26 protein-coding genes are annotated in these 24,877 nt (G+C 63.4%); 14 read left to right on the forward strand and 12 right to left on the reverse strand.

Annotated elements, in window-relative coordinates; genetic code table 11:
* Positions 1–16: 16 nt before the first annotated feature.
* On the reverse strand, positions 17–304 hold the full coding sequence (gene gatC, locus TO66_RS04605) for an Asp-tRNA(Asn)/Glu-tRNA(Gln) amidotransferase subunit GatC (RefSeq protein WP_044461215.1): 288 nt from the start codon (positions 302–304) through the stop codon (positions 17–19).
* A 211-nt stretch (positions 305–515) separates the two neighbouring features.
* Here gatC and mreB point away from each other — a divergent pair, with 211 nt between their 5' ends.
* The 8 genes from mreB to tldD all read left to right on the forward strand — a co-directional run bounded on the left by mreB (position 516) and on the right by tldD (position 11,696).
* A complete protein-coding gene (mreB, locus tag TO66_RS04610; protein ID WP_002555108.1) occupies positions 516–1,553 on the forward strand; it encodes a rod shape-determining protein MreB in 1,038 nt (345 codons plus the stop codon).
* 141 nt (positions 1,554–1,694) lie between these two features.
* A complete protein-coding gene (mreC, locus tag TO66_RS04615) occupies positions 1,695–2,807 on the forward strand; it encodes a rod shape-determining protein MreC (RefSeq protein WP_082061040.1) in 1,113 nt (370 codons plus the stop codon).
* Positions 2,807–3,283, forward strand: a complete 477-nt coding sequence (gene mreD / locus TO66_RS04620; RefSeq protein WP_044461216.1) for a rod shape-determining protein MreD — start codon at positions 2,807–2,809, stop codon at positions 3,281–3,283. Before mreC ends, mreD begins: the two co-directional genes overlap by 1 nt.
* A 43-nt stretch (positions 3,284–3,326) precedes the next feature.
* Positions 3,327–3,932 carry a nucleoside triphosphate pyrophosphatase gene (locus TO66_RS04625; RefSeq protein ID WP_044461217.1) on the forward strand — a complete coding sequence of 202 codons (606 nt, stop codon included), beginning with the start codon at positions 3,327–3,329 and terminating at the stop codon, positions 3,930–3,932.
* Between the two features lie 58 nt (positions 3,933–3,990).
* Positions 3,991–5,448, forward strand: coding sequence for a ribonuclease G (gene rng / locus TO66_RS04630; RefSeq protein ID WP_007929907.1), 1,458 nt, complete (start codon positions 3,991–3,993; stop codon positions 5,446–5,448).
* Between the two features lie 75 nt (positions 5,449–5,523).
* On the forward strand, positions 5,524–9,327 hold the full coding sequence (locus tag TO66_RS04635) for a YhdP family protein (RefSeq protein WP_044461218.1): 3,804 nt from the start codon (positions 5,524–5,526) through the stop codon (positions 9,325–9,327).
* 59 nt (positions 9,328–9,386) lie between these two features.
* Complete coding sequence (locus tag TO66_RS04640; RefSeq protein ID WP_044461219.1) at positions 9,387–10,226, forward strand: carbon-nitrogen hydrolase family protein; 840 nt, start codon at positions 9,387–9,389, stop codon at positions 10,224–10,226.
* A gap of 27 nt (positions 10,227–10,253) precedes the next feature.
* On the forward strand, positions 10,254–11,696 hold the full coding sequence (gene tldD, locus TO66_RS04645) for a metalloprotease TldD (protein ID WP_044461220.1): 1,443 nt from the start codon (positions 10,254–10,256) through the stop codon (positions 11,694–11,696).
* 48 nt (positions 11,697–11,744) lie between these two features.
* On the opposite strand, the gene yjgA is transcribed toward tldD, so the two are convergent.
* Positions 11,745–12,266 carry a ribosome biogenesis factor YjgA gene (yjgA, locus tag TO66_RS04650; protein WP_044461221.1) on the reverse strand — a complete coding sequence of 174 codons (522 nt, stop codon included), beginning with the start codon at positions 12,264–12,266 and terminating at the stop codon, positions 11,745–11,747.
* A gap of 108 nt (positions 12,267–12,374) precedes the next feature.
* Here yjgA and pmbA point away from each other — a divergent pair, with 108 nt between their 5' ends.
* The 6 genes from pmbA (at position 12,375) to TO66_RS04680 (ending at position 17,652) form a co-directional block, all read left to right on the forward strand.
* Complete coding sequence (gene pmbA, locus TO66_RS04655; RefSeq protein ID WP_044461222.1) at positions 12,375–13,721, forward strand: metalloprotease PmbA; 1,347 nt, start codon at positions 12,375–12,377, stop codon at positions 13,719–13,721.
* 150 nt (positions 13,722–13,871) lie between these two features.
* Positions 13,872–14,267, forward strand: a complete 396-nt coding sequence (locus tag TO66_RS04660; RefSeq protein WP_007929895.1) for a hypothetical protein — start codon at positions 13,872–13,874, stop codon at positions 14,265–14,267.
* Complete coding sequence (locus TO66_RS04665; RefSeq protein WP_044461223.1) at positions 14,260–15,636, forward strand: aspartate ammonia-lyase; 1,377 nt, start codon at positions 14,260–14,262, stop codon at positions 15,634–15,636. Before TO66_RS04660 ends, TO66_RS04665 begins: the two co-directional genes overlap by 8 nt.
* 27 nt (positions 15,637–15,663) lie before the next feature.
* On the forward strand, positions 15,664–16,113 hold the full coding sequence (locus TO66_RS04670) for a hypothetical protein (protein WP_044461224.1): 450 nt from the start codon (positions 15,664–15,666) through the stop codon (positions 16,111–16,113).
* 1 nt (position 16,114) lies between these two features.
* Positions 16,115–16,726: a superoxide dismutase gene (locus TO66_RS04675; protein ID WP_044461225.1), complete on the forward strand. Its 612-nt coding sequence runs from the start codon at positions 16,115–16,117 to the stop codon at positions 16,724–16,726.
* Between the two features lie 32 nt (positions 16,727–16,758).
* On the forward strand, positions 16,759–17,652 hold the full coding sequence (locus tag TO66_RS04680; RefSeq protein WP_044461226.1) for a ZIP family metal transporter: 894 nt from the start codon (positions 16,759–16,761) through the stop codon (positions 17,650–17,652).
* A 31-nt stretch (positions 17,653–17,683) separates the two neighbouring features.
* Here TO66_RS04680 and TO66_RS04685 read toward each other — a convergent pair whose 3' ends face one another.
* From TO66_RS04685 to TO66_RS04730, 10 genes are all read right to left on the reverse strand, one after another.
* Positions 17,684–17,956, reverse strand: a complete 273-nt coding sequence (locus tag TO66_RS04685) for an HPr family phosphocarrier protein (RefSeq protein ID WP_044461227.1) — start codon at positions 17,954–17,956, stop codon at positions 17,684–17,686.
* Between the two features lie 17 nt (positions 17,957–17,973).
* Complete coding sequence (gene rapZ, locus TO66_RS04690) at positions 17,974–18,831, reverse strand: RNase adapter RapZ (RefSeq protein ID WP_044461228.1); 858 nt, start codon at positions 18,829–18,831, stop codon at positions 17,974–17,976.
* A 2-nt stretch (positions 18,832–18,833) separates the two neighbouring features.
* The gene (gene ptsN / locus TO66_RS04695) at positions 18,834–19,298 is read right to left on the reverse strand and encodes a PTS IIA-like nitrogen regulatory protein PtsN (protein ID WP_007929873.1); all 465 of its coding nucleotides are present in this window, start codon (positions 19,296–19,298) and stop codon (positions 18,834–18,836) included.
* Between the two features lie 12 nt (positions 19,299–19,310).
* Entirely contained in the window at positions 19,311–19,616 is a 306-nt protein-coding gene (gene hpf, locus TO66_RS04700; RefSeq protein WP_007929872.1) for a ribosome hibernation-promoting factor, HPF/YfiA family, read from the reverse strand.
* 79 nt (positions 19,617–19,695) lie between these two features.
* On the reverse strand, positions 19,696–21,189 hold the full coding sequence (locus TO66_RS04705) for an RNA polymerase factor sigma-54 (RefSeq protein WP_044461229.1): 1,494 nt from the start codon (positions 21,187–21,189) through the stop codon (positions 19,696–19,698).
* Between the two features lie 182 nt (positions 21,190–21,371).
* Positions 21,372–22,097, reverse strand: coding sequence for an LPS export ABC transporter ATP-binding protein (gene lptB / locus TO66_RS04710; RefSeq protein ID WP_044461230.1), 726 nt, complete (start codon positions 22,095–22,097; stop codon positions 21,372–21,374).
* Complete coding sequence (lptA, locus tag TO66_RS04715) at positions 22,097–22,642, reverse strand: lipopolysaccharide transport periplasmic protein LptA (RefSeq protein ID WP_044461231.1); 546 nt, start codon at positions 22,640–22,642, stop codon at positions 22,097–22,099. Before lptA ends, lptB begins: the two co-directional genes overlap by 1 nt.
* On the reverse strand, positions 22,629–23,201 hold the full coding sequence (gene lptC, locus TO66_RS04720) for an LPS export ABC transporter periplasmic protein LptC (RefSeq protein ID WP_044461232.1): 573 nt from the start codon (positions 23,199–23,201) through the stop codon (positions 22,629–22,631). The genes lptA and lptC overlap by 14 nt, the downstream gene beginning before the upstream one ends.
* An 8-nt stretch (positions 23,202–23,209) precedes the next feature.
* Entirely contained in the window at positions 23,210–23,734 is a 525-nt protein-coding gene (locus tag TO66_RS04725) for an HAD family hydrolase (protein ID WP_044461233.1), read from the reverse strand.
* Positions 23,734–24,708, reverse strand: coding sequence for a KpsF/GutQ family sugar-phosphate isomerase (locus TO66_RS04730; RefSeq protein WP_044461234.1), 975 nt, complete (start codon positions 24,706–24,708; stop codon positions 23,734–23,736). Before TO66_RS04730 ends, TO66_RS04725 begins: the two co-directional genes overlap by 1 nt.
* Between the last annotated feature and the right edge of the window lie 169 nt (positions 24,709–24,877).

Below are 24,877 nucleotides of genomic sequence, written 5' to 3' on the forward strand. Positions count from 1 at the left end.
GCAGGCTCTTTCCCTATTAGTCGATGACTTTCGGAACCAGGTACAGGCCGTTCTCGACCGCCGGTGCGATGGACTGGTAGGCCTCGCGATGATTGGACTCGGTCACAACGTCTGCGCGCAGGCGCTGGCTGGCTTCCAGGGGGTGGGCCAGGGGCTCGATACCGTCGGTATCGACTGCCTGCATTTCATCCACCAGCCCGAGAATGCTGTTCAGGGCGGAGGTGATGTGTGGAAGATCGGCATCATTGAGGCCAAGGCTGGCCAGATGAGCGATTTTTTCCACGTCGGAGCGTTCAAGCGCCATGGGATTCTCCAGTGGAAAACAGAACGGACCTTGTCCGTGTGTTGGATTGTCGGAACACTACCGCCTTTCTACGGTCACATAGGCCGCGATCGTGGGGATTGGTGCACAGAAAAGCGGCCAATTTAACATATTGGCGCCTTGCCCAAAATCCCTGTCGTTGTTAGAGTTTGCCGCACTTTTTTACCCACGCGTTGCCTAGGGTCCCTTTCCCATGTTCAAGAAACTGCGTGGCATGTTTTCCAGCGATCTTTCCATTGACCTGGGCACTGCCAACACCCTTATTTACGTGCGCGAGCGCGGTATTGTCCTGAATGAGCCATCGGTCGTGGCCATCCGGACCCACGGTAATCAGAAAAGTGTCGTGGCTGTCGGTACCGAAGCCAAGCGCATGCTCGGTCGTACTCCGGGCAATATTGCTGCCATTCGTCCGATGAAAGACGGCGTGATCGCCGATTTCAGCGTCTGTGAAAAGATGCTGCAGTACTTCATCAACAAGGTTCACGAAAACAGTTTCCTGCAGCCCAGCCCTCGTGTGCTGATCTGCGTTCCATGCAAGTCCACCCAGGTCGAGCGTCGTGCCATCCGTGAATCGGCCCTCGGTGCCGGTGCCCGTGAAGTGTTCCTGATCGAAGAGCCGATGGCGGCTGCAATCGGTGCCGGCCTGCCGGTCGAGGAAGCCCGCGGCTCGATGGTCGTGGATATCGGTGGCGGTACCACCGAGATCGCCCTGATTTCCCTGAATGGCGTGGTGTATGCCGAGTCCGTGCGGGTTGGCGGCGACCGTTTCGACGAAGCCATCATTACCTACGTGCGTCGCAACTACGGCAGCCTGATCGGCGAATCCACCGCCGAGCGCATCAAGCAGGAAATCGGTACGGCCTACCCGGGCGGCGAAGTCCGTGAAGTCGACGTTCGTGGCCGCAACCTGGCCGAAGGCGTGCCGCGCGCATTCACCCTGAACTCCAATGAAGTGCTGGAAGCTCTGCAAGAGTCGCTGGCGACCATCGTTCAGGCGGTGAAAAGCGCGCTGGAGCAATCGCCTCCGGAACTGGCCTCGGACATCGCCGAGCGCGGTCTGGTGCTGACCGGCGGTGGCGCCCTGCTGCGTGACCTGGACAAGCTGCTGGCCCAGGAAACCGGTCTGCCGGTGATCGTCGCCGAGGACCCGCTGACCTGCGTAGCGCGTGGCGGTGGCCGTGCATTGGAAATGATGGACAAACACACCATGGATCTGCTCTCCAGCGAATAATCGCGCCGGATGCATCCATGTGTTCCGCTCGCAGGCAGCACTTTGCAGTGCTGCCTGTTGGCGTTTATCTTCTGTCATTCTGCTCCAGGCCGGTTTGAAGCCGTATGAATAAAGAGAACATTTGCCTGGGAGGAGCGGCTTATTAAACCGCTTTTCGCCAAAGGCCCCTCATTGGGCGTGCGCCTGTTGGTGCTGGTCGTGCTTTCGGTCGCGCTGATGGTCGTCGATGCCCGCTTCACACTGCTCAAGCCAGTGCGTAGCCAGATGTCGCTGGTGCTGATGCAGTCCTACTGGATCACCGACCTGCCGCAGCGGCTATGGCAGGGTGTGGTCAGCCAGTTCGGCAGCCTGACCGAGCTGGCCGCCGAGAACGAAAAACTCCAGACCGAAAACCTGTTGCTCCAGGGACGCCTGCAGAAGCTGGCCGCCCTGACCGAGCAGAACGTGCGCCTGCGCGAGTTGCTCAACTCTTCCGCGCTGGTCAACGAGAAGGTCGAAGTCGCCGAGCTGATCGGCATGGACCCCAACCCCTTCACCCATCGCATCATCATCAACAAGGGCGAGCGCGACGGCGTGGTGCTCGGGCAACCGGTGCTCGATGCCCGCGGCCTGATGGGGCAGGTGGTCGAACTGATGCCCTACACCTCGCGTGTGCTGCTGCTCACCGACACCACCCACAGCATTCCTGTGCAGGTCAATCGCAACGGCCTGCGGGCGATCGCCAGCGGCACCGGCAATCCGGAGCGCCTGGAGCTGCGGCATGTGGCCGATACCGCGGATATCAAGGAAGGCGACCTGCTGGTCAGCTCCGGCCTGGGCCAGCGTTTCCCGGCGGGTTACCCGGTGGCGACGGTGAAAGAAGTGATCCATGACTCCGGCCAGCCATTCGCCGTGGTGCGCGCGGTGCCGACGGCGGCCCTGAACCGTAGCCGTTATCTGTTGCTGGTGTTCAGCGATAACCGTACCGCCGAAGAACGCGCCAACGACGCCGCCCAGGCGCAAGAGGCCCAGGATCGACAGGGCGGTGCCGCCGCTCCGGTGGTGCCGGCGACCGTGCCCAAGCCTGCCGTGCCCGCCGCGGCCGCTCCCGTGACTTCTGCTCCCGCCGCGGCTCCAGCGGTTCCCGCTGCGCCGGCCGCCGCCACTCCGGCCAAGCCCGTGGCCCATCCGGCCCCGGTCAAGCCGGCGGCCACCAGACCCGCTGCGCCCAAGCCGCCCGCCGCGGCCCCGGCCTCCACGGGAGGAAGAGAATAATGTCCCGAAACGGCTGGATGGTCTGGTTGACCTTCATCATCGGCATGCTGCTCAGCGTGTCGCCGTTGCCGCAATTCATGGAAATCCTGCGCCCGCTCTGGCTGGCCCTGTTGCTGGCGTTCTGGGCCCTGGCCCTGCCGCACAAGGTCGGCATGGTCACGGCCTGGTGCCTGGGGCTGGCCGAGGACGTGCTGTACGGCACGCTGCTCGGTCAGAACGCGCTGATCCTGACCCTGATCACCTTCCTGGTGCTGTCGCTGCAGCAGCGCTTGCGCATGTTCCCGATGTGGCAGCAGAGCCTGGTGATCCTGGTGATATTCGGCCTGGCGCAACTGGTGCAACTGTGGCTCAGCGCCTTGACCGGCAACCGGCAACCGACGCTTGCCCTGGTCCTGCCGGCCCTGGTCAGTGCCTTGCTCTGGCCTTGGGTCAGCTTCGCTTTGCGCGGGTTGCGCCGACGTTTCAAAATCAACTGATTCGGTCAGGCATTTGCCCGTACCTCGACAGGGAGATGTCTTGATGAAACCGCTTTACCTCGCCTCAGGCTCGCCGCGTCGTCGTGAACTGCTCACGCAGATCGGCGTGCCTTTTACCGCCATCAGCGCGGATATCGATGAAACCCCGCTTGCCGATGAAAGCCCCGCCGCCTATGTCGAACGCCTGGCGCGCGGCAAGGCGGCGGCCGGGCGTGCGCTGCTCGGCAGCGACCAGGCGCAGGCCGCGGCCTGCGTGCTGGGGGCCGACACCGCCGTGGTCCTGGATGGGCGGGTCCTGGGCAAACCCACGGACCAGGCCGATGCGCGGTCGATGCTGATGGCCCTCGCGGGCCGCGAGCATGAAGTGCTGACGGCCATCGCCGTGCTCGACGGCCAGCGCTGCGAGTCGCGGGTGGTGCGCAGCCTCGTGCGCTTCCGGGCGATCGGCGAGGACGAGGCCGCGCGCTACTGGGCCAGCGGCGAGCCGCGGGACAAGGCCGGCGGTTATGGCATCCAGGGACTTGCGGCGGTATTCGTGGCAGGGCTCAATGGCAGTTACTCCGCCGTCGTCGGCTTGCCGGTCTGCGAAACCGCAGAACTGCTCGGCCATTTCGGCATACCCTGTTGGCAAAACCTTGCAGTGCGCTGAGCGCCGTCCCTGACCGATGCGGCCATCCCTAGTGAATATGCCTGAACGAGACCCAGCCATGAGTGAAGAGATTCTGATCAACATCACGCCGATGGAGTCGCGCGTGGCGGTGGTCGAAAACGGTGTGCTGCAAGAAGTCCATGTCGAGCGGACCCAGCGTCGCGGCATCGTCGGCAATATCTATAAAGGCAAGGTGGTGCGGGTCTTGCCGGGCATGCAGGCGGCATTCGTCGATATCGGCCTGGATCGTGCTGCGTTCATTCATGCTTCGGAAATCTCCCTGCGCGAAGGGCCGGCGGTGGAGAGCATCGGTGCCCTGGTCCATGAGGGGCAGAGCCTGGTGGTGCAGGTGACCAAGGACCCGATCGGCTCCAAGGGCGCGCGCCTGACCACCCAGCTGTCGATTCCTTCGCGTTACCTGGTGTACATGCCGCGTACCGCCCATGTCGGCATTTCCCTGAAGATCGAGGACGAAGCCGAGCGCGAGCGCCTCAAGCAGGTGGTCAGCGATTGCGTGGCCCAGGAAGGGATCAAGGAAGCCGGCGGATTCATCCTGCGCACCGCCGCCGAGGGCGCGGGCGCCGACGAAATCATGATGGACATCCGTTACCTGCGACGCCTGTGGGACCAGATCGGCGCGCAGATCAAGACCATCGGCGCGCCCAGCGTGATTTACGAAGACCTCGGCCTGGCCCTGCGCACCCTGCGTGACCTGGTCAGCCCGAAGATCGAGAAGATCCGCATCGACTCCCGGGAAACCTTCCAGAAAACCACGCAGTTCGTCGCCGAGCTGATGCCGGAAATCGCCGATCGCCTGGAGCATTACCCGGGCGAGCGGCCGATTTTCGACCTGTATGGCGTCGAGGATGAAATCCAGAAAGCCCTGGAGCGCAAGGTGCCGCTCAAGTCCGGGGGCTACCTGGTGGTCGACCCGGCGGAAGCCATGAGCACCATCGACGTCAACACCGGGGCGTTCGTCGGACACCGCAACCTCGAAGAAACCATTTTCAAGACCAATCTCGAGGCGGCGACCGCCATCGCTCGCCAGCTGCGCCTGCGCAACCTGGGCGGGATCATCATCATCGACTTCATCGACATGGAAGACGAGGAGCACCAGCGCCAGGTACTGCGGACCCTGGAAAAACAGCTGGAACGCGATCACGCCAAGACCAACATCATCGGCATCACCGAGCTGGGCCTGGTGCAGATGACCCGCAAGCGCACCCGGGAAAGCCTGGAACAGGTGTTGTGCGAACCCTGCAGCAGCTGCCAGGGACGGGGCAAGCTGAAAACCCCGGAAACCATTTGCTACGAAATCTTTCGCGAAATCCTGCGCGAGGCGCGGGCCTACCAGGCCGAGGGCTATCGCGTCCTGGCGAACCAGAAGGTCGTCGACCGGCTGCTCGACGAGGAGTCGGGCAACGTCGCGGAACTGGAGGCCTTTATCGGCCGGACCATACGTTTCCAGGTCGAAACCATGTATTCCCAGGAACAATACGACGTGGTGCTGCTCTGAGTCCGCGTACCCTACATTTACCGGATGCAGCTGGCCCGGGCCTGTGCATGACTGTTGCCACGGGAGCCAGCTGACATGGAGCGTCTGATGCGTTTTCTCGCTGCCCTGACCCGTTGGGGGCTGGGGCTTTGTGCGTTGTTGCTGGTGCTGACGGCGCTGTACGTCAGCCTGGGACGGGAGTTGACCCCGCTGGTGGCGGAATACCGGGCCGAGGTCCAGGACAAGGCCCGGGAAGCCTTGAGCATGCCGGTGCAGATCGGCCGCCTGGAAGGCAGCTGGAGCGGCTTCTCGCCCATTCTGCTGGCCCACGATGTGACCGTCGGCGAGGGCGCCAATGCCCTGCGCCTGGATCAGGTGCGCGTGGCGCCGGACCTGCCGGGCAGTGCGCTGGCGCGCCAGCTGCGGATCGGCCACCTGGAGTTCAGCGGCCTCAACCTGAGCCTCAAGGAAGGCGCGGACGGGCGCTGGGCGCTTGAAGGCCTGCCGGTGCAGGACGACCAGCCGCTGGACCCCGAACAGTTGCTCAACCGCCTGCAGATGGTCAGCGAACTCTCGCTGCTCGATAGCCAGGTGACGCTGCAGCCGCTTGATCATGCCGCGATTGCCTTGACCTACGTCGGCCTGAACCTGCGCACCGGCCCCGGCCAGCAGCGCCTCGACGCACGCCTGACGCTGCCGGACGGGCAGCCGCTGGCGTTCAGCCTGCGGGCCCGGATCCGCGCCAGCGCCTGGCGCGAAGGGCGGGCCGACGCTTACCTGAGCCTGCCGCAAAGCGACTGGGCGAAATGGTTGCCGGCGCGCCTGACCCAGCAATGGACTTTCTCCGAGCTCAAGGCCGGCGGCGAATTCTGGCTGAGCTGGGGCGACGGCGAGTTGCAGAACCTGGTGGCGCGCCTGAATGCGCCGCAGCTCAAGGGCGCCTATGACGGACGCAAGCCGATCACCGTGAAGAACCTGGCGCTCAATGCCTACTTCCAGCGCAGCGAAGAGGGTTTCAGCGTGCTCTTCGATTCGCTGGCGATGAACCTCGGCGAGACGCGCTGGGAATCGCATCTGCAACTGCAACAGAGCGGTGCCGTCAACAGCGCCGAGGAGCTCTGGCACCTGCAGGCCGACCGTCTCGACCTGACGCCGCTCACCCCGCTCCTGGAGGCCTGGGCGCCGCTGCCGGAAAACGTCGCGACCGTCGTCGACCACCTCAAGGTCACCGGCGCCTTGCGCAATGTCCTGTTCGACTTTCGACCGCAGGCCAGCGGCGATCAGCGCCTGAGCTTCGCCGCCAACCTGGAGCGGGTCGGGTTCGACGCCTATCACGGCGCCCCTGCCGCGCGTAACGTCAGCGGCAGCATCAGCGGTGACCTCGGGCAGGGCGAATTGCGCATGGACAGCAAGGACTTTTCCTTGCACCTGGACCCGATCTTCGCCAAGCCCTGGCAGTACCTGCAGGCCAATGCCCGGTTGACCTGGAAGCTCGACGAGCAGGGCTTCACCCTGATCGCGCCGTACCTCAAGGTGCTGGGCGAGGAGGGCAAGATCGCCGGCGATTTCCTGATCCGCCTGCATTTCGACCATAACCAGGAAGACTACATGGACCTGCGCGTCGGCCTGGTCGACGGCGACGGACGCTATACCGCCAAGTACCTGCCCGAAGTGCTCAGCCCGGCGCTGGACGAGTGGCTGCGCACGGCGATCCTCAAGGGGGCGGTGGACGAAGGCTTCTTCCAGTATCAGGGCTCGCTGAGCCACGGCGCGGCCGACGAGGCGCGCAGCATCAGCCTGTTCTTCAAGGTCCACGACGCCGAGCTGGCTTTCCAGCCGGGCTGGCCGCACATCGGCAAGGTCGACGGCGATGTGTTCATCGAGGACAGCGGGGTGCGCATCCTGGCCAGCCAGGGCCAGTTGCTCGACACCCGGGTGAAGGATGTCTACGTCAATATTCCCCACGTGCCCGCCGGGCAAAGCACGCACATGTTCATCGACGGCGCGTTCGCCGGTGGCCTGGGCGATGGCCTGAAGATCCTGCAAGAGGCACCGATCGGCACCGGCTCGACCTTTGCCGGCTGGCAGGGCGAGGGCGACCTGCAGGGCAGCCTGAAACTGGATATCCCGCTGGTCAAGGGCGAGGAGCCGAAGGTCCTGGTGGATTTCAAGACCAGCAAGGCGCGGCTCAAGTTGAGCGAGCCGGAACTGGAACTGAGCCAGCTCAAGGGCGATTTCCGCTTCGACAGCAGCAAGGGGCTGAGCGGCCAGGGCATCAGCGCCCAGGCCTTCGAGCGTCCGGTGACCGCGCAGATCTTCGCCGACGGCCGTCCCGGCAAGCTCGATACGCGGGTAGTCGCCAAGGGCCAGGTGTCGGTCAACAACCTCACGCAATGGCTGAAATACAACCAGCCGCTGCCGGTTTCCGGGGACATTCCCTACCAGTTGCAGCTCAACCTCGATGGCGCGGACAGCCAGTTGATGGTCAGCTCCAGTCTCAAGGGGGTCGCCGTCGACTTGCCCGCGCCTTTCGGCCTGACCGCCAGCCAGGGGCGTGACAGCGTATTTCGCATGACCTTGCAGGGCGCCGAGCGCCGTTACTGGTTCGACTATGGCGACCTGGCCAACTTCACCTTCGCTGCGCCGAGCGGCAACTTTGCCGATGGCCGTGGTGAGTTGTTCCTCGGCGAGGGCGATGCGCTGCTGCCGGGGGCCAAGGGCCTGCGTGTGCGTGGCGTGCTGTCGGAGCTGGATGTGGAACCGTGGAAGGCGTTGGTCGATCGTTATGCCGGGCAGGATGCCGGTGGCAGCGCCAAGCAGTTGCTCAGCGGTGCCGACTTCAGGGTCGGCAAGCTCAGCGGTTTCGGCACGACCCTGGACCAAGCCCGTGTGCAATTGACGCGCAAGCCGTCTGCCTGGGCCCTGCAACTCGACAGCCAGCAGGCCAGGGGCGATGTGGCGATCCCCGATGCCAAGGCGGCGCCGATGGCGATCGATCTGCAGTACGTGCGCCTGCCGGCCGCGGACCCGACGGTCCAGGCCGACGAGAATGCGCCGGATCCGCTGGCCTCGGTGGACCCGAAGAAAGTCCCGGCGCTGGATCTTTCGATCAAGCAGCTGTTCCAGGGCGACGATCTGATCGGCGCCTGGTCGCTGAAAGTCCGGCCGACCGCCAAGGGCATGGCTTTCAACAGTCTCGACCTGGGGCTCAAGGGCATGCTCCTGCAAGGTGCCGGCGGCTGGGAAGGCGAACCGGGCGCCAGCAGCAGTTGGTACAAGGGGCGCCTGGGGGGCAAGAACCTGGCCGACGTGCTCAAGGGCTGGGGGTTTGCGCCGACCGTGACCAGCGAAGAATTCCATATGGACGTGGACGGGCGCTGGCCCGGTTCGCCGGCCTGGGTCGGGCCCAAGCGCTTCTCGGGCAGCCTGGACGCGACCCTGCGCAAAGGCCAGTTCGTGGAGGTCGAGGGTGGGGCCCAGGCCCTGCGGGTCTTCGGCCTGCTGAACTTCAACTCCATTGGCCGGCGCCTGCGCCTGGACTTTTCCGACCTGTTCGGCAAAGGCCTGAGCTATGACCGGGTCAAGGGGCTGCTGGTGGCCAGCAACGGGGTCTACGTGACCCGCGAGCCCATCGCCCTGACCGGGCCTTCGAGCAATCTGGAGCTCAACGGCACCCTGGACCTGGTGGCCGACCAGGTCGATGCGAAGCTGCAAGTGACCCTGCCGGTGACCAACAACCTGCCGATCGCCGCCTTGATCGTCGGCGCTCCGGCTGTCGGTGGGGCGCTGTTCTTGATCGACAAGCTGATCGGTGACCGGGTCTCGCGTTTCGCCAGCGTCAACTACAACATCAAGGGGCCGTGGAAGGACCCGAAAATGACCTTCGACAAGCCTTTTTGAAGCAACCCGATCCAGGCCCATGGAGTAGCATGGCCCTCTATCCCACTTCGGAGTGCGCCATGTCTCTTGCGGTGATTCAAATGGTCAGCCAGAGCGACGTGCTGGCCAATCTACAGCAGGCCCGGCACCTGCTGGAGCGGGCCGCCGCCGGCGGCGCGCGGCTGGCCGTGCTGCCGGAGAACTTCGCCGCCATGGGGCGCCGCGACGCGGCGGCCATCGGCCTGGCCGAGGCTCGGGGCGAGGGTCCGATCCTGCCCTGGTTGAAACAGACCGCCCGCGACCTCAAGTTATGGATAGTGGCCGGCACCCTGCCGCTGCCTCCGGTGGACCAGCCGCAGGCCAAGGCCCGCGCCTGCTCGCTGTTGATCGATGAGCAGGGCGAGACAGTGGCGCGATACGACAAGCTGCATCTGTTCGATGTGGACGTGGCCGACAATCGCGGCCGGTATCGCGAGTCGGATGACTATGCTCATGGAGAGCAGGTGGTCGTGGCGGATACGCCAGTGGGCCGGATTGGCCTGACGGTGTGCTACGACCTGCGTTTTCCGGAGTTGTACAGTGAATTGCGGGCCGCCGGAGCGGAACTGATCAGCGCTCCTTCGGCCTTCACCGCCGTGACCGGCGCGGCCCATTGGGACGTGCTGATTCGCGCCCGCGCCATCGAAACCCAGTGTTACCTGCTGGCGGCGGCCCAGGGCGGCTTGCATCCGGGACCCCGGGAAACGTTCGGCCACGCGGCCATCGTCGACCCTTGGGGGCGGGTGCTGGCGCAGCAGGATCAGGGCGAGGCCGTGCTGCTGGCCGAACGCGACAGCAGCGAACAGGCGTCCATCCGGGCGCGCATGCCGGTGGCCAGCCACCGGCGCTTTTTCTCGCAAGGCGCGCAGCGACTTGCCTAAGAACGACGAATTGAAGGCGTAAAGCATATGAGCGGGTTGTTATCTTCAGTCAGTGAACACCTTCTGGCGCCCGGTGGCGTGACCCTCGAAAGCCTGCAGGGCGTGCTCGGCGATCTGGCCGGCCCGGGCATCGATGCCGCCGACCTGTATTTCCAGGGGCAGATTTCCGAGTCCTGGTCGCTGGAAGACGGCATCGTCAAGGAAGGCAGCTTCAATCTGGACCAGGGCGTTGGCGTGCGGGCGCAGTCGGGGGAAAAGACCGGTTTCGCCTACAGCAACGCCATCACCCATGAGGCCCTGGGCCAGGCGGCCCGCGCTGCGCGCTCGATTTCCCGGGCCGGGCAGAACGGCACCGTACAGGCGTTCAGCGCCCAGGACGTGGCTCAGCTGTATGCGCCGGACAACCCGCTGGAAGTCATCAGCCGGGCGGAGAAGGTCGAGCTGCTCAAGCGTGTCGACGCCGCGACCCGTGCCCTCGACCCGCGCATCCAGCAGGTCAGCGTGAGCATGGCCGGGGTCTGGGAGCGCATCCTCGTGGCGTCCACCGACGGCGGCCTGGCCGCGGACGTGCGTCCGCTGGTGCGCTTCAACGTCAGCGTGATCGTCGAGCAGAACGGCCGTCGCGAGCGGGGCGGCCATGGCGGCGGCGGGCGTACCGACTACCGTTATTTCCTCAGTGAAGACCGGGCCATGGGCTATGCCCGCGAGGCCTTGCGCCAGGCCCTGGTCAACCTGGAAGCCATCCCTGCGCCGGCCGGCACCTTGCCGGTGGTCCTGGGGTCGGGCTGGTCCGGCGTGCTGTTGCACGAGGCGGTGGGCCACGGCCTGGAAGGCGACTTCAACCGCAAGGGCAGCTCGGCCTACAGCGGCCGCATGGGCGAAATGGTCGCCTCGAAGCTGTGCACCATCGTCGACGACGGCACCCTGGCCGGGCGTCGCGGTTCGCTGAGCGTCGACGACGAAGGCACCCCGACCGAATGCACCACCCTGATCGAGAACGGCGTGCTCAAGGGCTACATGCAGGACAAGCTCAATGCCCGCCTGATGGGCGTGGCCCGCACCGGCAACGGTCGGCGCGAATCCTATGCGCACCTGCCGATGCCGCGCATGACCAACACTTACATGCTGGGCGGCGAAAGCGATCCGGCGGAAATCATCGCCTCGGTGAAGAAAGGCATCTACTGCGCCAATCTGGGTGGCGGCCAGGTGGATATCACCAGTGGCAAGTTCGTGTTCTCCACCAGCGAGGCTTATCTGATCGAGGACGGCAAGATCACTGCGCCGGTCAAGGGCGCGACCCTGATCGGCAACGGGCCGGAAGCCATGAGCCGGGTGTCGATGGTCGGTAACGACCTGGCGCTGGACAGCGGGGTGGGGACTTGCGGCAAGGACGGGCAGTCGGTGCCGGTGGGTGTCGGCCAGCCGACCCTGAAGATCGATGCGATCACCGTGGGTGGCACGGGCGCGTGAGGCATGACGCGACGGGTGGGCTGCGTGGCAACCCACCCGGGCCGAGGTTCAACGCAGGCCGCGTTGGGTCTCGTCCAGCTCGCGGATGTATTTGAAGATTTTACGGCTGGAGGCGGGCGGCTTGTTGTGCGCCACCTCATGCTGGGCCTGACGGACCAGGGAACGCAGTTGCTGGCGATCCGCTTCCGGATAGTCGGCGACGAACTTCTCCAGGACCGCGTCGTCGCCGGCGATCAGGCGGTCGCGCCAGCGTTCCAGGTTGTGGAAGCGTTCGTTGTACTGGCGGGTGGAGGCGTCGAGCTGGTCCAGCAGTACCAGGATCGCGCTGGTGTCCTGATCGCGCATCAGCTTGCCGATGAATTGCAGGTGGCGTTTGCGCGCGATGTGGGCGACATGCTTGGGCGCATCCGCCAGGGCCCGGCGCAAGGCGTCGGTCAACGGCAGTTTGTTCAGCAAGTCGGGCTTGAGTGTTGTAAGGCGCTCGCCGAGATCAACCAGAGCATGCAGCTCGCGTTTGACCTGGGATTTGCTTTTCTCCCCATCGAGGGAGTCGTCGTAAGAATCAACCATGGTGGCAGTCCGCAAAGAAACGCCGCCATGATAACCAGTCGGGGCCCGCTTGTCCGGCCCGGTCGCTCGAAGGCCTTGAGCGAAAGCAGAATTTGAGTGGAGAACACCATGAGTGCAGTAGAAAGCGTCGGCCCGCAGGCTTTGCCGGCACTGCAGGAACAAGTCGAGCAGATCATCGCTGAGGCCAAGCGCCAGGGGGCCAGCGCCTGCGAGGTAGCGGTTTCTCTGGAGCAGGGCCTGTCGACCTCGGTTCGCCAGCGAGAAGTGGAAACCGTCGAATTCAATCGCGACCAGGGATTTGGCATCACGCTGTATGTTGGCCAGCGCAAGGGTTCGGCCAGCACTTCGGCCAGTGGCCCCGAGGCGATTCGTGAAACTGTCGCCGCGGCCCTGGCTATCGCCAAGCACACCTCGGAAGACGAAAGCTCCGGCCTGGCCGATGCCGCGCTGATGGCTCGGGACGTGCCGGACTTCGATCTGTTCCATGCCTGGGACATCACCCCGGAGCAGGCCATCGAACGGGCGCTGGCCTGCGAAGCCGCGGCCTTCGCTGCCGACAGCCGGATCAAGAACGCCGACGGCACTACCCTGAGCACCCATCAGGGTTGCCGCGTGTACGGCAACAGCCATGGTTTCATCGGGGGTTATGCCTCGACCCGCCACAGCCTGAGCTGCGTGATGATCGCCGAGGCCGACGGCCAGATGCAGCGCGACTACTGGTATGACGTCAATCGCCAGGGCCAGTTGCTGGACGATCCGGTGACCATCGGCCAACGTGCCGCGCAACGGGCCGCGAGCCGCCTGGGCGCGCGACCGGTGCCGACCTGCGAAGTCCCGGTGCTGTTTTCCGCCGAGCTGGCCGGCGGCCTGTTCGGCAGCTTCCTGGGGGCGATCTCGGGCGGCAACCTGTATCGCAAGTCGTCGTTCCTCGAAGGTGCGCTGGGCCAGCGGCTGTTCCCCGAGTGGCTGACCATCGACGAGCGTCCGCACCTGATGCGCGCCCTCGGCAGTTCGGCTTTCGACGGCGATGGCCTGGCCACCTACGCCAAGCCGTTCGTCGAAAACGGCGAGCTGGTGTCCTATGTGCTCAGTACCTATTCCGGACGCAAGCTCGGCCTGCCCAGCACGGCCAACGCCGGAGGCGTGCACAACCTGTTCGTGACCCATGGCGAGGAGGACCAGGCGGCTCTGTTGCGGCGCATGGGCCGGGGCCTGTTGGTCACCGAGCTGATGGGCCATGGCCTGAACATGGTCACGGGGGATTACTCCCGGGGCGCGGCCGGTTTCTGGGTCGAAAACGGCGAGATCCAGTTCGCCGTCCAGGAAGTGACGATTGCCGGCAACATGCGCGACATGTTCAAGCAGATCGTTGCCGTGGGTGACGACCTGGAGCTGCGCAGCAACATCCGCACCGGCTCGGTGCTGATCGAGCGGATGACAGTCGCCGGCAGCTAAGCGGCGATTGTTTCCACAGAAGCGCGCGTCCCGCTCGGGACGCGCGCTTTTTTATTGCCTGGATGCTCACTCACGGGGGCGTGATCCTATCCTTGTTTTGATTCTCAATATCATATAATAATAAATCTCATTATCGAATGAGCCCAGGTCATGAGTTCTGCCTTGCACGAGCAGCCTTATCTCGAAAGCTGGCGCTGGATGAGTCGCCAGATCCGTTGTGCCCTCGATCCGGACGAACCGCGCCTGATCGAGCATTACCTGGCCGAAGGGCGCTACCTGGCGTGTTGCACCGCTACCTCGCCCTGGCTGATCGCCGAAACCTCATTCCGTCTGCTGCTCGACACCGCCACCGACACCGCGCTGCCGTGGCATTGGCGTAGCCAGTGCCTGGACCAGGCCTGGCGCCCGCTGCGCGACCTGGAACGCCTCTCTTTCTGCAAATGCCGGCTCAAGCGCTGGCAAAGCCATGCCTGGCAGCTGGCGACCTGCTCGTTGCTGCCTTCCATTCCCCTGATCGAACTGGTGCAAGGATTTCCCGATGAGTAATACCCGTATCGAACGCGACAGCATGGGCGAACTGCGTGTCCCGGAACAGGCGCTGTATGGCGCGCAGACCCAGCGCGCGGTGGATAACTTTCCCATCAGCCACCAGCGCATGCCGGCGCAGTTCATTCGTGCGCTGATCCTGGCCAAGGCGGCCGCGGCCAAGGCCAACGTCGAACTCAAGCAACTGAGCGAAGCCCAGGGCAAGGCCATCGTCGATGCTGCCCAGGGCCTGCTGGAAGGCGATTTCATGCAGCATTTTCCGGTGGATATCTTCCAGACCGGTTCCGGCACCAGTTCCAACATGAACGCCAACGAAGTCATCGCCACCCTGGCCAGCCGTTTGCTCGGCGAGCCGGTCAACCCCAACGACCATGTGAACTGCGGGCAGAGCAGCAACGACATCATCCCCACCACCATCCACGTCAGCGCCGCGCTGGGCCTGCACGAACAACTGCTGCCGGCGCTGGTGCACCTGGTGCAGGTGATCGAGCGCAAGGCGGTGGAGGTCCATCCGTTTATCAAGACCGGGCGTACTCACCTGATGGACGCGATGCCGGTGCGCATGAGCCAGGTGCTGGACGGCTGGGCGCAACAGCTCAAGGCCAATATCGGCCACCTGCAGGACCTGCTGCCGAGCCTGCAGTCGCTGGCCCAGGGCGGTACCGCGGTGGGTACCGGGATCAACGCCCACCCGCAGTTCGCCGCCGGTTTCAGCCGGCAACTGAGCAGCCTGACCCAGGTGCAGTTCACGCCAGGCAAGAACCTGTTCGCGCTGATCGGTTCCCAGGACACCGCGGTGGCGGTCTCCGGCCAGCTCAAGGCCATCGCCGTCACCCTGATGAAGATCGCCAACGACCTGCGCTGGATGAACTCCGGGCCCTTGGCCGGCCTCGGCGAGATCGAGCTGGAAGGCTTGCAGCCGGGCTCCTCGATCATGCCGGGCAAGGTCAATCCGGTGATTCCGGAGGCCACGGCCATGGTGGCGGCCCAGGTGATCGGCAACGACACGACCATCACGGTGGCGGGGCAGTCGGGCAACTTCGAGCTCAACGTCATGCTGCCGATCATTGCCCAGAACCTGTTGAGCAGCATCGAGCTGCTGGCCAACTCCAGCCGCCTGCTGGCGGACAAGGCGATTGCCAGCTTCCGGGTCAACGAGCCCAAGCTCAAGGAAGCGTTGTCGCGCAACCCGATCCTGGTCACGGCGCTCAACCCGATCATCGGGTACCAGAAGGCCGCGGAAATCGCCAAGACCGCCTACAAGCAAGGGCGCCCGGTGATAGACGTGGCCCTGGAGCACACCGACCTGTCACGCAGCCAGCTGGAAGTCCTGCTCGACCCGGAAAAACTCACCGCGGGCGGCGTGTAAATCCCGATATTGCTTTGGAGGTTCACCATGGAGCACTGGAAACGCACGATCGAAAGGGCTAACCGTTTCTTCATGCAGGGCGACCTGGTGGACGCCCGTGAGTACTACTTGCAGGCCCTGGCCCTGGCGCAAGTGCTGTTCGAGCGCTGGAGCGATGCCGACGAAGCGGTGGCGGCTTGTGTCATCTCCCATCACAACCTGGCGGATCTGCACCTGCGCCTGAACCAGCCGGAGGAGAGCGCGGAATATCTCTGCGCCATCCATCAGCGGCTGTTGCAGGCCATGCAGGACGGCCGCCTGGCGCCGGCGCTGCGCGAAGCCGCGTTGCGCCAGAGCAGCAAGACCTATGTCGAGTTGCTCAATTTCATCAGCGAGCACGGCGAGTACCCCCGCACCCATCGCCTGCTGGAGGGCACTGTCGCGCCATCGACCTCCGGCGTCGCCCCTCGCGATGTCCCTCACTACGGAGCCCACTGATATGTCCTATACCTTGCCTGCATTGCCCTACGCCTACGATGCCCTGGAACCGCATATCGATGCGCAGACCATGGAGATTCACTACACCAAGCACCACCAGACCTACATCAACAACCTCAATGCCGCCGTGGAAGGCACCGAATGGGCCGAGTGGCCGGTAGAGCGGCTGGTGGCCGGCGTGCAGCAACTGCCGGAGACGCTGCGGGCGGCGGTGATCAACCAGGGCGGCGGGCATGCCAACCACTCGTTGTTCTGGGCGGTAATGGCGCCGACAGGCGGAGGCAAGCCAGAGGGGGCGCTGGCTGAAGCAATCGAGGGGCAACTGGGGGGCTTCGACAGTTTCAAGGACGCCTTCACCAAGGCCGCGCTCACTCGCTTCGGCAGTGGCTGGGCCTGGCTCAGCGTGACCCCGCAAAAGACCCTGGTGGTCGAAAGCAGTGGCAACCAGGACAGCCCGCTGATGAAGGGCAATACGCCGATCCTTGGCTTGGACGTCTGGGAGCACGCCTATTACCTGCGATATCAGAACCGGCGGCCGGAATACATCAATGCGTTCTACAACGTGATCAATTGGCCCGAGGTTGCCCAGCGCTACCAGGCCGCGCTGGCTTGAGCCCCCTTCTATAAAAAGATCTAAGGCTGACTATGGGCACTGAAACACTGACGATCAGCAGCGGACGGATGTTCCGCTACGCATTCGGTTCGCTGTTGCTGTTGGCGGGTACCGCATTGCTGGTGGCACAGGGCCTGTCCTGGCTGAACCTGGAACCGCGCTTGTTGCGGGCCTTGCAGGGTGGGGCGGTGTGCGCCTTGGGAACCGCGCTGGGGGCGGTGCCGGTGTTGGTGATTCGCAAGATGCCGGTGGCGTTGAGCGACACCCTGCTGGGCTTCGGTGCCGGGGTGATGCTGGCGGCCACGGCCTTTTCGCTGATCGTGCCGGGGATCGCCGCGGCCGAGAACCTTGGCCTGTCGCCCTGGGCGTCGAGTGGCCTGATCAGCTTCGGCATCATGCTCGGTGCGCTGTTCCTGTTCCTGGCGGACCGCAAGGTGTCGGGCGGCAGCCCGGAGACATTCGTCGGCACCCTCGAACACCCGGTCATCCCGCCGCGCATCTGGCTGTTCGTGTTCGCCATCATTGCCCATAACATCCCCGAAGGCATGGCCGTGGGGGTTTCCGCAGGGGGTGGCATGCCGGAGGCCGACAGCCTGGCGATGGGTATTGCCTTGCAGGATGTGCCGGAAGGCCTGGTGATCGCCCTGGTGCTGGCGGGCGCCGGCATGTCCAGGGTCAGGGCATTCCTGATCGGTGCTGCGTCAGGCCTGGTGGAGCCGGTATTCGCGCTGCTCTGCGCATGGCTGGTGAGCCTGGCGGAAATGCTATTGCCCCTTGGGCTGGCTTTGGCGGCGGGGGCCATGCTGCTGGTGGTCACCCACGAAGTGATTCCCGAGTCACGCCGCAACGGTCATGAAAAGCTGGCCAGCCTGGGTTTGTGTATCGGCTTCTGCCTGATGATGGTGATGGATACGGCACTCGCCTGAGTGCCTGTCCGGCGGGCTTGCCCCGCCGGGCTCATTCGCCTTCGTCGAAGTAGTTATTGATCAGTGCCGCCAGCGCATCCAGCGCTTCCTGCTCCTGCTCGCCCTCGGTCTTCAGGTGAATCTTGGTGCCTTTGCCGGCGGCCAGCATCATCATCGCCATGATGCTCTTGCCGTCGACCATCGACTCTGGCGTCCTGCCGGCGCGGATCTGGCAGGGAAACTGGCCGGCCACACCGACGAATTTGGCCGAGGCACGGGCATGCAGGCCCAGTTTGTTGATGATTTCAATTTCCAGAGCAGGCATCGCGGGGTTGGATCCTTTCAGCTGAGGTCGCGGTGGCGAACCTGGACGTTCTTCAGGGACTTCTGCAGGACCTGGCCCAGGCGTTCGGTCAGGTAGACCGAACGGTGGTGACCGCCCGTGCAGCCGATGGCAATAGTGACATAGGCGCGGTTGCTGGCGGCAAAGCGCGGCAGCCATTTCAGCAGATAAGTGGAGATGTCCTGGAACATTTCCTCGACATCCGGCTGTGCGGCCAGGTATTCGGCAACCGGCTGGTCGAGCCCGGATTGGGCGCGCAGCTCGGGTTTCCAGTACGGGTTGGGCAGGCAGCGCACATCGAACACCAGGTCGGCGTCGACGGGCATGCCGCGCTTGAATCCGAAGGACTCCACCAGGAACGCCGTACCCGGTTCCGGCTGGTTCAACAGGCGCAACTTGATGGTGTCGCGCAGTTGATACAGGTTCAGGTTGGTGGTGTTGACCTTGAGGTCGGCGAGGTCGGCGATCGGGCCCAGCAGATGGCTTTCGTCTTCGATCGCCTCGGCCAGCGAGCGGTTGTTGTTGCTCAGGGGGTGGCGGCGACGGGTTTCCGAAAAACGCTTGAGCAGGGTTTCCTCGTCGGCGTCCAGATAGAGCACGTCGCACTGGATATGCCGGCTGCGTACTTCCTCCAGCAGTTCAGGGAAGCGTGACAGGTGGCTTGGCAGATTGCGTGCGTCGATCGAAACGGCGACCAGCGGTTGCGTCAGTTCGGTATGGATCAGCGCTCGCTCGGCCAGCTCGGGCAACAGGCCGGCCGGCAGGTTGTCGATGCAGTAATAGCCGTTGTCCTCGAGTACGTTGAGGGCGGTGCTTTTACCCGAGCCGGAACGGCCGCTGACGATGATCAAACGCATGGCTACTGACCGTTCTGTTCGTCCAGGACAACCTTGTACAAGGCTTCGTTGCTGGTGGCGCTGCGCAGTTTGTCGCGCACCTCTTTGCGGTCAAGCATGCTGGCAATCTGCCGAAGCAGTTCCAGATGGGCATCGGTGGCGGCTTCCGGGACCAGCAGCACGAACAGCAGGTCGACCGGTGCGCCGTCGATGGCGTCGAAATCGATGGGAGCGTCCAGGTGCATCAGGGCACTGATGGGCGACTCACAGCCTTTGAGGCGGCAGTGTGGAATGGCGATGCCGTTGCCAAAACCGGTAGAACCCAGTTTTTCACGGGCAATCAGGCTTTCGAAGACATCTTGCATCTCCAGATCCGGCACTTCGCGGCTGATCAGGTTGGCAATTTGTTCGAGGGCGCGTTTTTTACTGCCGCCCGGCACGTTCACCAGGGAACGGCCGGGGGTCAGGATGCTTTCAAGTCGGATCATGGGAGGGGAGTGTTAGCGACCCGTGCCTTGGAGAAGGTGGAGTTGCTTTTCCTTATGCTTTTTCAGTTGGCGGTCAAGCTTGTCCGTGAGCAAGTCGATTGCGGCATACATGTCGTCATGTTCTGCATTGGCGACGACTTCCCCACCGTGGATGTGCAGCGTGGCCTCGATTTTCTGCTTCAGCTTCTCGACGGCCAGCGTTACCTGCACATTCGTAATCTTGTCAAAGTGCCGCTCCAGTCGGTCGAGTTTTTCGCCGATGTAAGCGCGCAGAGGTTCGGTCACTTCCAGTTGGTGTCCACTGATGTTGACTTGCATACAGCTTCTCCTTCGTTGCCAGTGCATAAAGCGGCAGGTCGATTGACCTGCCACTGGAACGCTATGGCGAGCCCGCCGGTTACATCAACCGCTTCCGTTCGCTGGAAGGCGCAATCCCAAGGGATTCGCGGTACTTGGCGACGGTACGACGGGCTACCTGAATGCCTTGTGCCTCCAGTAAACCAGCGATCTTGCTGTCACTCAACGGCTTTTTCTGATTTTCCGCGGCGACCAGTTTCTTGATGATCGCGCGGATCGCCGTGGACGAGCATTCGCCGCCTTCGGAGGTACTTACGTGGCTGGAGAAAAAGTATTTCAGTTCATAAATGCCCCGTGGGGTATGCATGAATTTTTGCGTGGTCACTCGTGAAATCGTCGACTCGTGCATGCCGACGGCTTCGGCGATGTCATGCAGGACCAGCGGTTTCATCGCCTCGTCGCCGTACTCGAGAAAGCCGCGCTGATGCTCGACGATCTGGGTGGCGACTTTCATCAGGGTCTCGTTGCGGCTTTGCAGGCTCTTGATGAACCAGCGGGCTTCCTGCAGCTGGTTGCGCATGAAGGTGTTGTCGGCGCTGGTGTCGGCGCGCCGCACGAAGCCGGCGTACTGCGGATTGACGCGCAGGCGCGGCACGGATTCCTGGTTCAGTTCCACCAGCCAGCGTTCGTTGTCCTTGCGCACTATCACGTCGGGGACTACGTATTCGGCTTCGGTGGATTCGATTTGCGAGCCCGGACGGGGATTGAGGCTCTGTACCAGCTCGATGACCTGGCGCAGCTCGTCTTCCTTGAGCTTCATGCGGCGCATCAGCTGGCTGTAGTCGCGGCTGCCGAGCAGGTCGATGAAGTCGGTGACCAGGCGCTTGGCTTCGGTCAGCCAGGGAGTCTTGGCAGGCAGCTGGCGCAGTTGCAGCAGCAGGCATTCGCCGAGGTTGCGGGCGCCGATGCCGGCCGGCTCGAATTGCTGGATGCGGTGCAGGACGGCCTCGATCTCGTCGAGTTCGATATCCAGCTCCGGGTCGAAGGCCTCGAGGATCTCTTCGAGGGTTTCATCCAGGTAACCCTGGTTGTTGATGCAGTCGATCAGGGTGACGGCGATCAGGCGATCGGTGTCCGACATGGGGGCCAGGTTCAACTGCCAGAGCAGGTGGCTCTGCAGGCTTTCGCCGGCCGAGGTGCGGGTGGTGAAGTCCCACTCGTCGTCATCGTTGCTGGGCAGGCTGCTGGCGCTGGTCTGGTAGACATCTTCCCAGGCGGTGTCGACCGGCAGGTCGTTGGGAATGCGCTCGTTCCATTCACCGTCCTCGAGGTTGTCCACCGTCGGAGCGGTTTCCTGGTAGGAGGTTTCCTGGATATCGGTATTGGGTTTCTGTTCGGTGCTGTCGGCCAGCGGATCGGTGTTGTCGAAGTCGTCGCCTTCTTCCTGGCGCTCGAGCATCGGGTTGGACTCCAGGGCCTCCTGGATTTCCTGTTGCAGGTCCAGGGTCGACAATTGGAGCAGGCGGATGGCCTGTTGCAGCTGCGGGGTCATCGTCAGCTGCTGGCCCATTCTGAGGACTAGCGATGGTTTCATGGCAGGGGCTTAACACCTTATTAGCCGGCGCACATGCGCCATCCACTACAGGGCGCGTGAGCGCCAAACATAAGCAAATTATATGCCTGAAACTGAAGTGTTTGCCTAGAGCGCTGTAACAATAAAAACAGCAGGGTTTTATTGGGGCGGGCGCTCTGGCGACCAGCCAAACACCTCAGGGCTTACAGGCGGAACTCATGGCCCAGATACACTTCCTTGACCAGTTGGTTGGCCAGGATGGTTTCGGCGTCGCCTTCGGCGATCAATTGACCGTCGTTGACGATGTAGGCGGTTTCGCAGATGTCCAGGGTTTCGCGGACGTTGTGGTCGGTGATCAGTACGCCGATGCCCTTGGCCTTCAGGTGGTGGATGATCTGCTTGATGTCGCCCACCGAGATAGGGTCCACGCCGGCGAAAGGTTCGTCGAGCAGGATGAACTTGGGAGCGGTGGCCAGTGCGCGGGCGATTTCCACGCGGCGACGCTCACCACCGGAAAGGCTCATGCCGAGGTTGTCGCGAATATGGTTGATGTGGAATTCCTGCAGCAGGCTTTCCAGTTCCAGGCGGCGTCCGGCCTTGTCGAGTTCCTTGCGGGTCTCGAGGATGCCCATGATGTTGTCGGCTACCGAGAGCTTGCGGAAGATCGAGGCTTCCTGGGGCAGGTAGCCGATCCCGGCACGCGCGCGGCCGTGCATCGGCTGGTGGCTGACGTCCAGGTCGTCGATCAGGATGCGTCCCTGATCGGCCTGGACCAGGCCGACGATCATGTAGAAACAGGTGGTCTTGCCGGCGCCGTTGGGGCCGAGCAGGCCGACGATCTGGCCGCTGTCGATGGACAGGCTGACATCTCGCACGACCTGGCGGCTCTTGTAGCTCTTGGCCAGGTGCTGGGCTTTCAGAGTTGCCATTACTGGGCCTTCTCGTCGGTTTTCTTTTTCGGCTGGATGACCATGTCGATCCGTGGACGCGACTCGGTGACCTTGCTGCCGTTGGCGCGACCGGCGCTGGCCAGCTTCTTGTTCGTGTCGTAGACGATTTTCTCGCCCTGGGTGATGTTGCCGTCCTTGTCGATGACCTTGGCGCGGTCGATCAGTACGACACGGTTTTGCGCGGCGTGGTACTGGATGGTAACGCCATAGCCCTGGACAGGCTTGGTGTCGCCCTGGGTTTGCAGCTGTTCGAAGTAGGCCAGGTTGCCCACCGAAGTCACCACGTCGATATCGCCGGTCTGGGTACGGGTGATGGTCACGGTGTTGCCGGTGACCTTCATCGAGCCTTGGGTGATGATCACGTCGCCCCGGTAGGTGGCTACGCCATTCTTGTCGTCCAGTTGAGCGTCGTCGGCCTGGATGCGGATGGGTTGCTGGCTATCGTTCGGCAGAGCCCAGGCGCTCACGCTTCCCAGTGCTGCGCCCAGACTGAGCAAAATAGGGAGGGTTTTAACGAGCCTCATACTGTCCTCTTACGTTCGATAGCAGGTTCATCCTGCCGTCTTTCAAATACGCTTTCATTCCCTTGCCAGTCGTCACGCCGCCGGCTCCGTCGATTCTAACGTCTTGATCGGTCTGCGCATATTGCTTCTGCGGGAATACTGTCATGCGGGTCGTGGTGATCAACAGGTTGCGATTCTTCTCGTCGGTGCGGGCAACTCGTACCGAATCGATCAGCTCCACCTCGGTGCCGTCCGGGTTGACTTCGCCGCGCTCGCTCTGGACGTGCCAGGGAAAGGCGGTGCCCCGATACATGTGCAGGTCCGGGTTGGTCAGCAGCGTTACCTCGGTGGCCTTGAGGTGCTCGACCTTGTCGGAAGTCATTTCGTACTGCAGCTTGCCGTCGGGCAGGTACTGCACGCTGTGAGCGTTGATGGCGTAGTAGTCGATGGCGCTTTCGTCGACCTGCACGACCGGCTTGTCGAGGAAGCGTTCCGGGCTGATGTTCCAGTATCCCACCGCCAGGAACAGCGCGGTGATGATGCCGAAGATCAGTATGTTGCGAATCTTTTTGCTCAGCATGGGAGGCTCTATAGGTAGGCGGCGTGGGCCGCTTCAAGGCTGCCTTGGGCGCGCAGGATCAGTTCGCAGAACTCACGGGCGGCACCTTCGCCGCCGCGGGCCTGGGTGATGCCGTGGGCATGTTCGCGGACGAAGCTGGCGGCATTGGCCACGGCCATGCCCAGCCCCACCCGGCGGATCACCGGCAGGTCCGGCAGGTCGTCGCCCAGATAGGCGACCTGCTCATAGCTTAGGCCCAGTTGGGCGAGAAGCCCGTCCAGAACCACGAGTTTATCCTCGCGGCCCTGGAACAGGTGGGGGATCCCCAGGTTCTTCGCCCGGCGCTCGACCACCGGCGTCTTGCGTCCGCTGATGATCGCCGTCTGTACGCCCGCGGCCATCAGCATCTTGATGCCCTGGCCATCGAGGGTATTGAAGGTCTTGAACTCGCTGCCGTCTTCGAGGAAATACAGGCGACCGTCGGTCAGTACGCCGTCGACGTCGAATACCGCCAGCTTGATGTGCTTGCCGCGTTGCAGCAGATCCGTGCTCATTACATGACTCCCGCGCGCAGCAGGTCGGACAGGTTGAAGGCGCCGATCGGGCGATCTTCCTTGTCCACTACGACCAGCGCGTTGATTCGATTGTCTTCCATGATCTTCAGGGCCTCGGCCGCCAGCATTTCGGCGCGGGCCGTCTTGCCGTGAAGGGTCATGACTTCATCGATGGTGGTGTGATGGATATCGATGGTGCGATCCAGGGTGCGGCGCAGGTCGCCGTCCGTGAAAACCCCGGCCAGGCGGCCGTCGGCCTCGACGATGACGGTCATGCCCAGGCCCTTGCGGGTCATTTCCATCAGGGCGTCCTTGAGCAGCGTGCCGCGCTGGACCTGCGGCAACTGATCGCCGGCGTGCATCACGTTCTCGACCTTGAGCAGCAAGCGACGGCCCAGGGCGCCTCCCGGATGGGAGAAGGCGAAGTCTTCGGCGGTGAAGCCGCGGGCTTCCAGCAGCGCCACGGCCAGGGCATCGCCCATGACCAGGGCGGCGGTGGTCGAGGAGGTCGGGGCCAGGTTCAGCGGGCATGCTTCCTGCTTGATCTGGACGTTGAGGTTGACCTCGGCGGCCTTGGCCAGCGGCGAATCGGGGTTGCCGGTGATGCTGATCAGCTGGATGCCCAGGCGCTTGATCAACGGCAGCAGGGTCACGATTTCATTGGTCGAGCCGGAATTGGACAGGGCCAGGATCACGTCGTCCCGGGTAATCATGCCCATGTCGCCGTGGCTGGCTTCGGCCGGATGGACAAAAAATGCCGTGGTGCCGGTGCTGGCCAGGGTCGCGGCGATCTTGTTGCCGATATGCCCGGACTTGCCCATGCCGACCACCACTACGCGGCCTTTGCTGGCCAGAATCATCTCGCAAGCGCGTACGAAATCTGCGTCGATATGGGGCAGCAAGCCTTCTACTGCTTCTATCTCGAGGCGGATGGTGCGTTGTGCCGATTGAATCAGGTCGGTGGATTGGCTCATGTCAGAAATCGTATAGCCTGATGAAAAGGCGGCGATTATAGCGGTAATGATCGATTCCCTCACGCAAGTTCGTCAGCCTTTGTCTTTCCGGGAGTCGGAATTGCCGGGAATGTCCGTTTTAGCCTGTCGTGATCCTGAACGCGGATGGCTTCGGTCTTGGGGGCTCCGT

Origin of the sequence: Pseudomonas sp. MRSN 12121 (assembly GCF_000931465.1) — a bacterium.
Classification (GTDB): domain Bacteria; phylum Pseudomonadota; class Gammaproteobacteria; order Pseudomonadales; family Pseudomonadaceae; genus Aquipseudomonas.

What these genes read in the sequence shown, in the direction of transcription:
- gatC (WP_044461215.1), bottom strand. Translation starts at nt 304, where the DNA reads ATGGCGCTTGAACGCTCCGACGTGGAAAAAATCGCTCATCTGGCCAGC.
- mreB (WP_002555108.1), top strand. Translation starts at nt 516, where the DNA reads ATGTTCAAGAAACTGCGTGGCATGTTTTCCAGCGATCTTTCCATTGAC.
- mreD (WP_044461216.1), top strand. Translation starts at nt 2,807, where the DNA reads ATGTCCCGAAACGGCTGGATGGTCTGGTTGACCTTCATCATCGGCATG.
- TO66_RS04625 (WP_044461217.1), top strand. Translation starts at nt 3,327, where the DNA reads ATGAAACCGCTTTACCTCGCCTCAGGCTCGCCGCGTCGTCGTGAACTG.
- rng (WP_007929907.1), top strand. Translation starts at nt 3,991, where the DNA reads ATGAGTGAAGAGATTCTGATCAACATCACGCCGATGGAGTCGCGCGTG.
- TO66_RS04635 (WP_044461218.1), top strand. Translation starts at nt 5,524, where the DNA reads ATGGAGCGTCTGATGCGTTTTCTCGCTGCCCTGACCCGTTGGGGGCTG.
- TO66_RS04640 (WP_044461219.1), top strand. Translation starts at nt 9,387, where the DNA reads ATGTCTCTTGCGGTGATTCAAATGGTCAGCCAGAGCGACGTGCTGGCC.
- tldD (WP_044461220.1), top strand. Translation starts at nt 10,254, where the DNA reads ATGAGCGGGTTGTTATCTTCAGTCAGTGAACACCTTCTGGCGCCCGGT.
- yjgA (WP_044461221.1), bottom strand. Translation starts at nt 12,266, where the DNA reads ATGGTTGATTCTTACGACGACTCCCTCGATGGGGAGAAAAGCAAATCC.
- pmbA (WP_044461222.1), top strand. Translation starts at nt 12,375, where the DNA reads ATGAGTGCAGTAGAAAGCGTCGGCCCGCAGGCTTTGCCGGCACTGCAG.
- TO66_RS04660 (WP_007929895.1), top strand. Translation starts at nt 13,872, where the DNA reads ATGAGTTCTGCCTTGCACGAGCAGCCTTATCTCGAAAGCTGGCGCTGG.
- TO66_RS04665 (WP_044461223.1), top strand. Translation starts at nt 14,260, where the DNA reads ATGAGTAATACCCGTATCGAACGCGACAGCATGGGCGAACTGCGTGTC.
- TO66_RS04670 (WP_044461224.1), top strand. Translation starts at nt 15,664, where the DNA reads ATGGAGCACTGGAAACGCACGATCGAAAGGGCTAACCGTTTCTTCATG.
- TO66_RS04675 (WP_044461225.1), top strand. Translation starts at nt 16,115, where the DNA reads ATGTCCTATACCTTGCCTGCATTGCCCTACGCCTACGATGCCCTGGAA.
- TO66_RS04680 (WP_044461226.1), top strand. Translation starts at nt 16,759, where the DNA reads ATGGGCACTGAAACACTGACGATCAGCAGCGGACGGATGTTCCGCTAC.
- TO66_RS04685 (WP_044461227.1), bottom strand. Translation starts at nt 17,956, where the DNA reads ATGCCTGCTCTGGAAATTGAAATCATCAACAAACTGGGCCTGCATGCC.
- rapZ (WP_044461228.1), bottom strand. Translation starts at nt 18,831, where the DNA reads ATGCGTTTGATCATCGTCAGCGGCCGTTCCGGCTCGGGTAAAAGCACC.
- ptsN (WP_007929873.1), bottom strand. Translation starts at nt 19,298, where the DNA reads ATGATCCGACTTGAAAGCATCCTGACCCCCGGCCGTTCCCTGGTGAAC.
- hpf (WP_007929872.1), bottom strand. Translation starts at nt 19,616, where the DNA reads ATGCAAGTCAACATCAGTGGACACCAACTGGAAGTGACCGAACCTCTG.
- TO66_RS04705 (WP_044461229.1), bottom strand. Translation starts at nt 21,189, where the DNA reads ATGAAACCATCGCTAGTCCTCAGAATGGGCCAGCAGCTGACGATGACC.
- lptB (WP_044461230.1), bottom strand. Translation starts at nt 22,097, where the DNA reads ATGGCAACTCTGAAAGCCCAGCACCTGGCCAAGAGCTACAAGAGCCGC.
- lptA (WP_044461231.1), bottom strand. Translation starts at nt 22,642, where the DNA reads ATGAGGCTCGTTAAAACCCTCCCTATTTTGCTCAGTCTGGGCGCAGCA.
- lptC (WP_044461232.1), bottom strand. Translation starts at nt 23,201, where the DNA reads ATGCTGAGCAAAAAGATTCGCAACATACTGATCTTCGGCATCATCACC.
- TO66_RS04725 (WP_044461233.1), bottom strand. Translation starts at nt 23,734, where the DNA reads ATGAGCACGGATCTGCTGCAACGCGGCAAGCACATCAAGCTGGCGGTA.
- TO66_RS04730 (WP_044461234.1), bottom strand. Translation starts at nt 24,708, where the DNA reads ATGAGCCAATCCACCGACCTGATTCAATCGGCACAACGCACCATCCGC.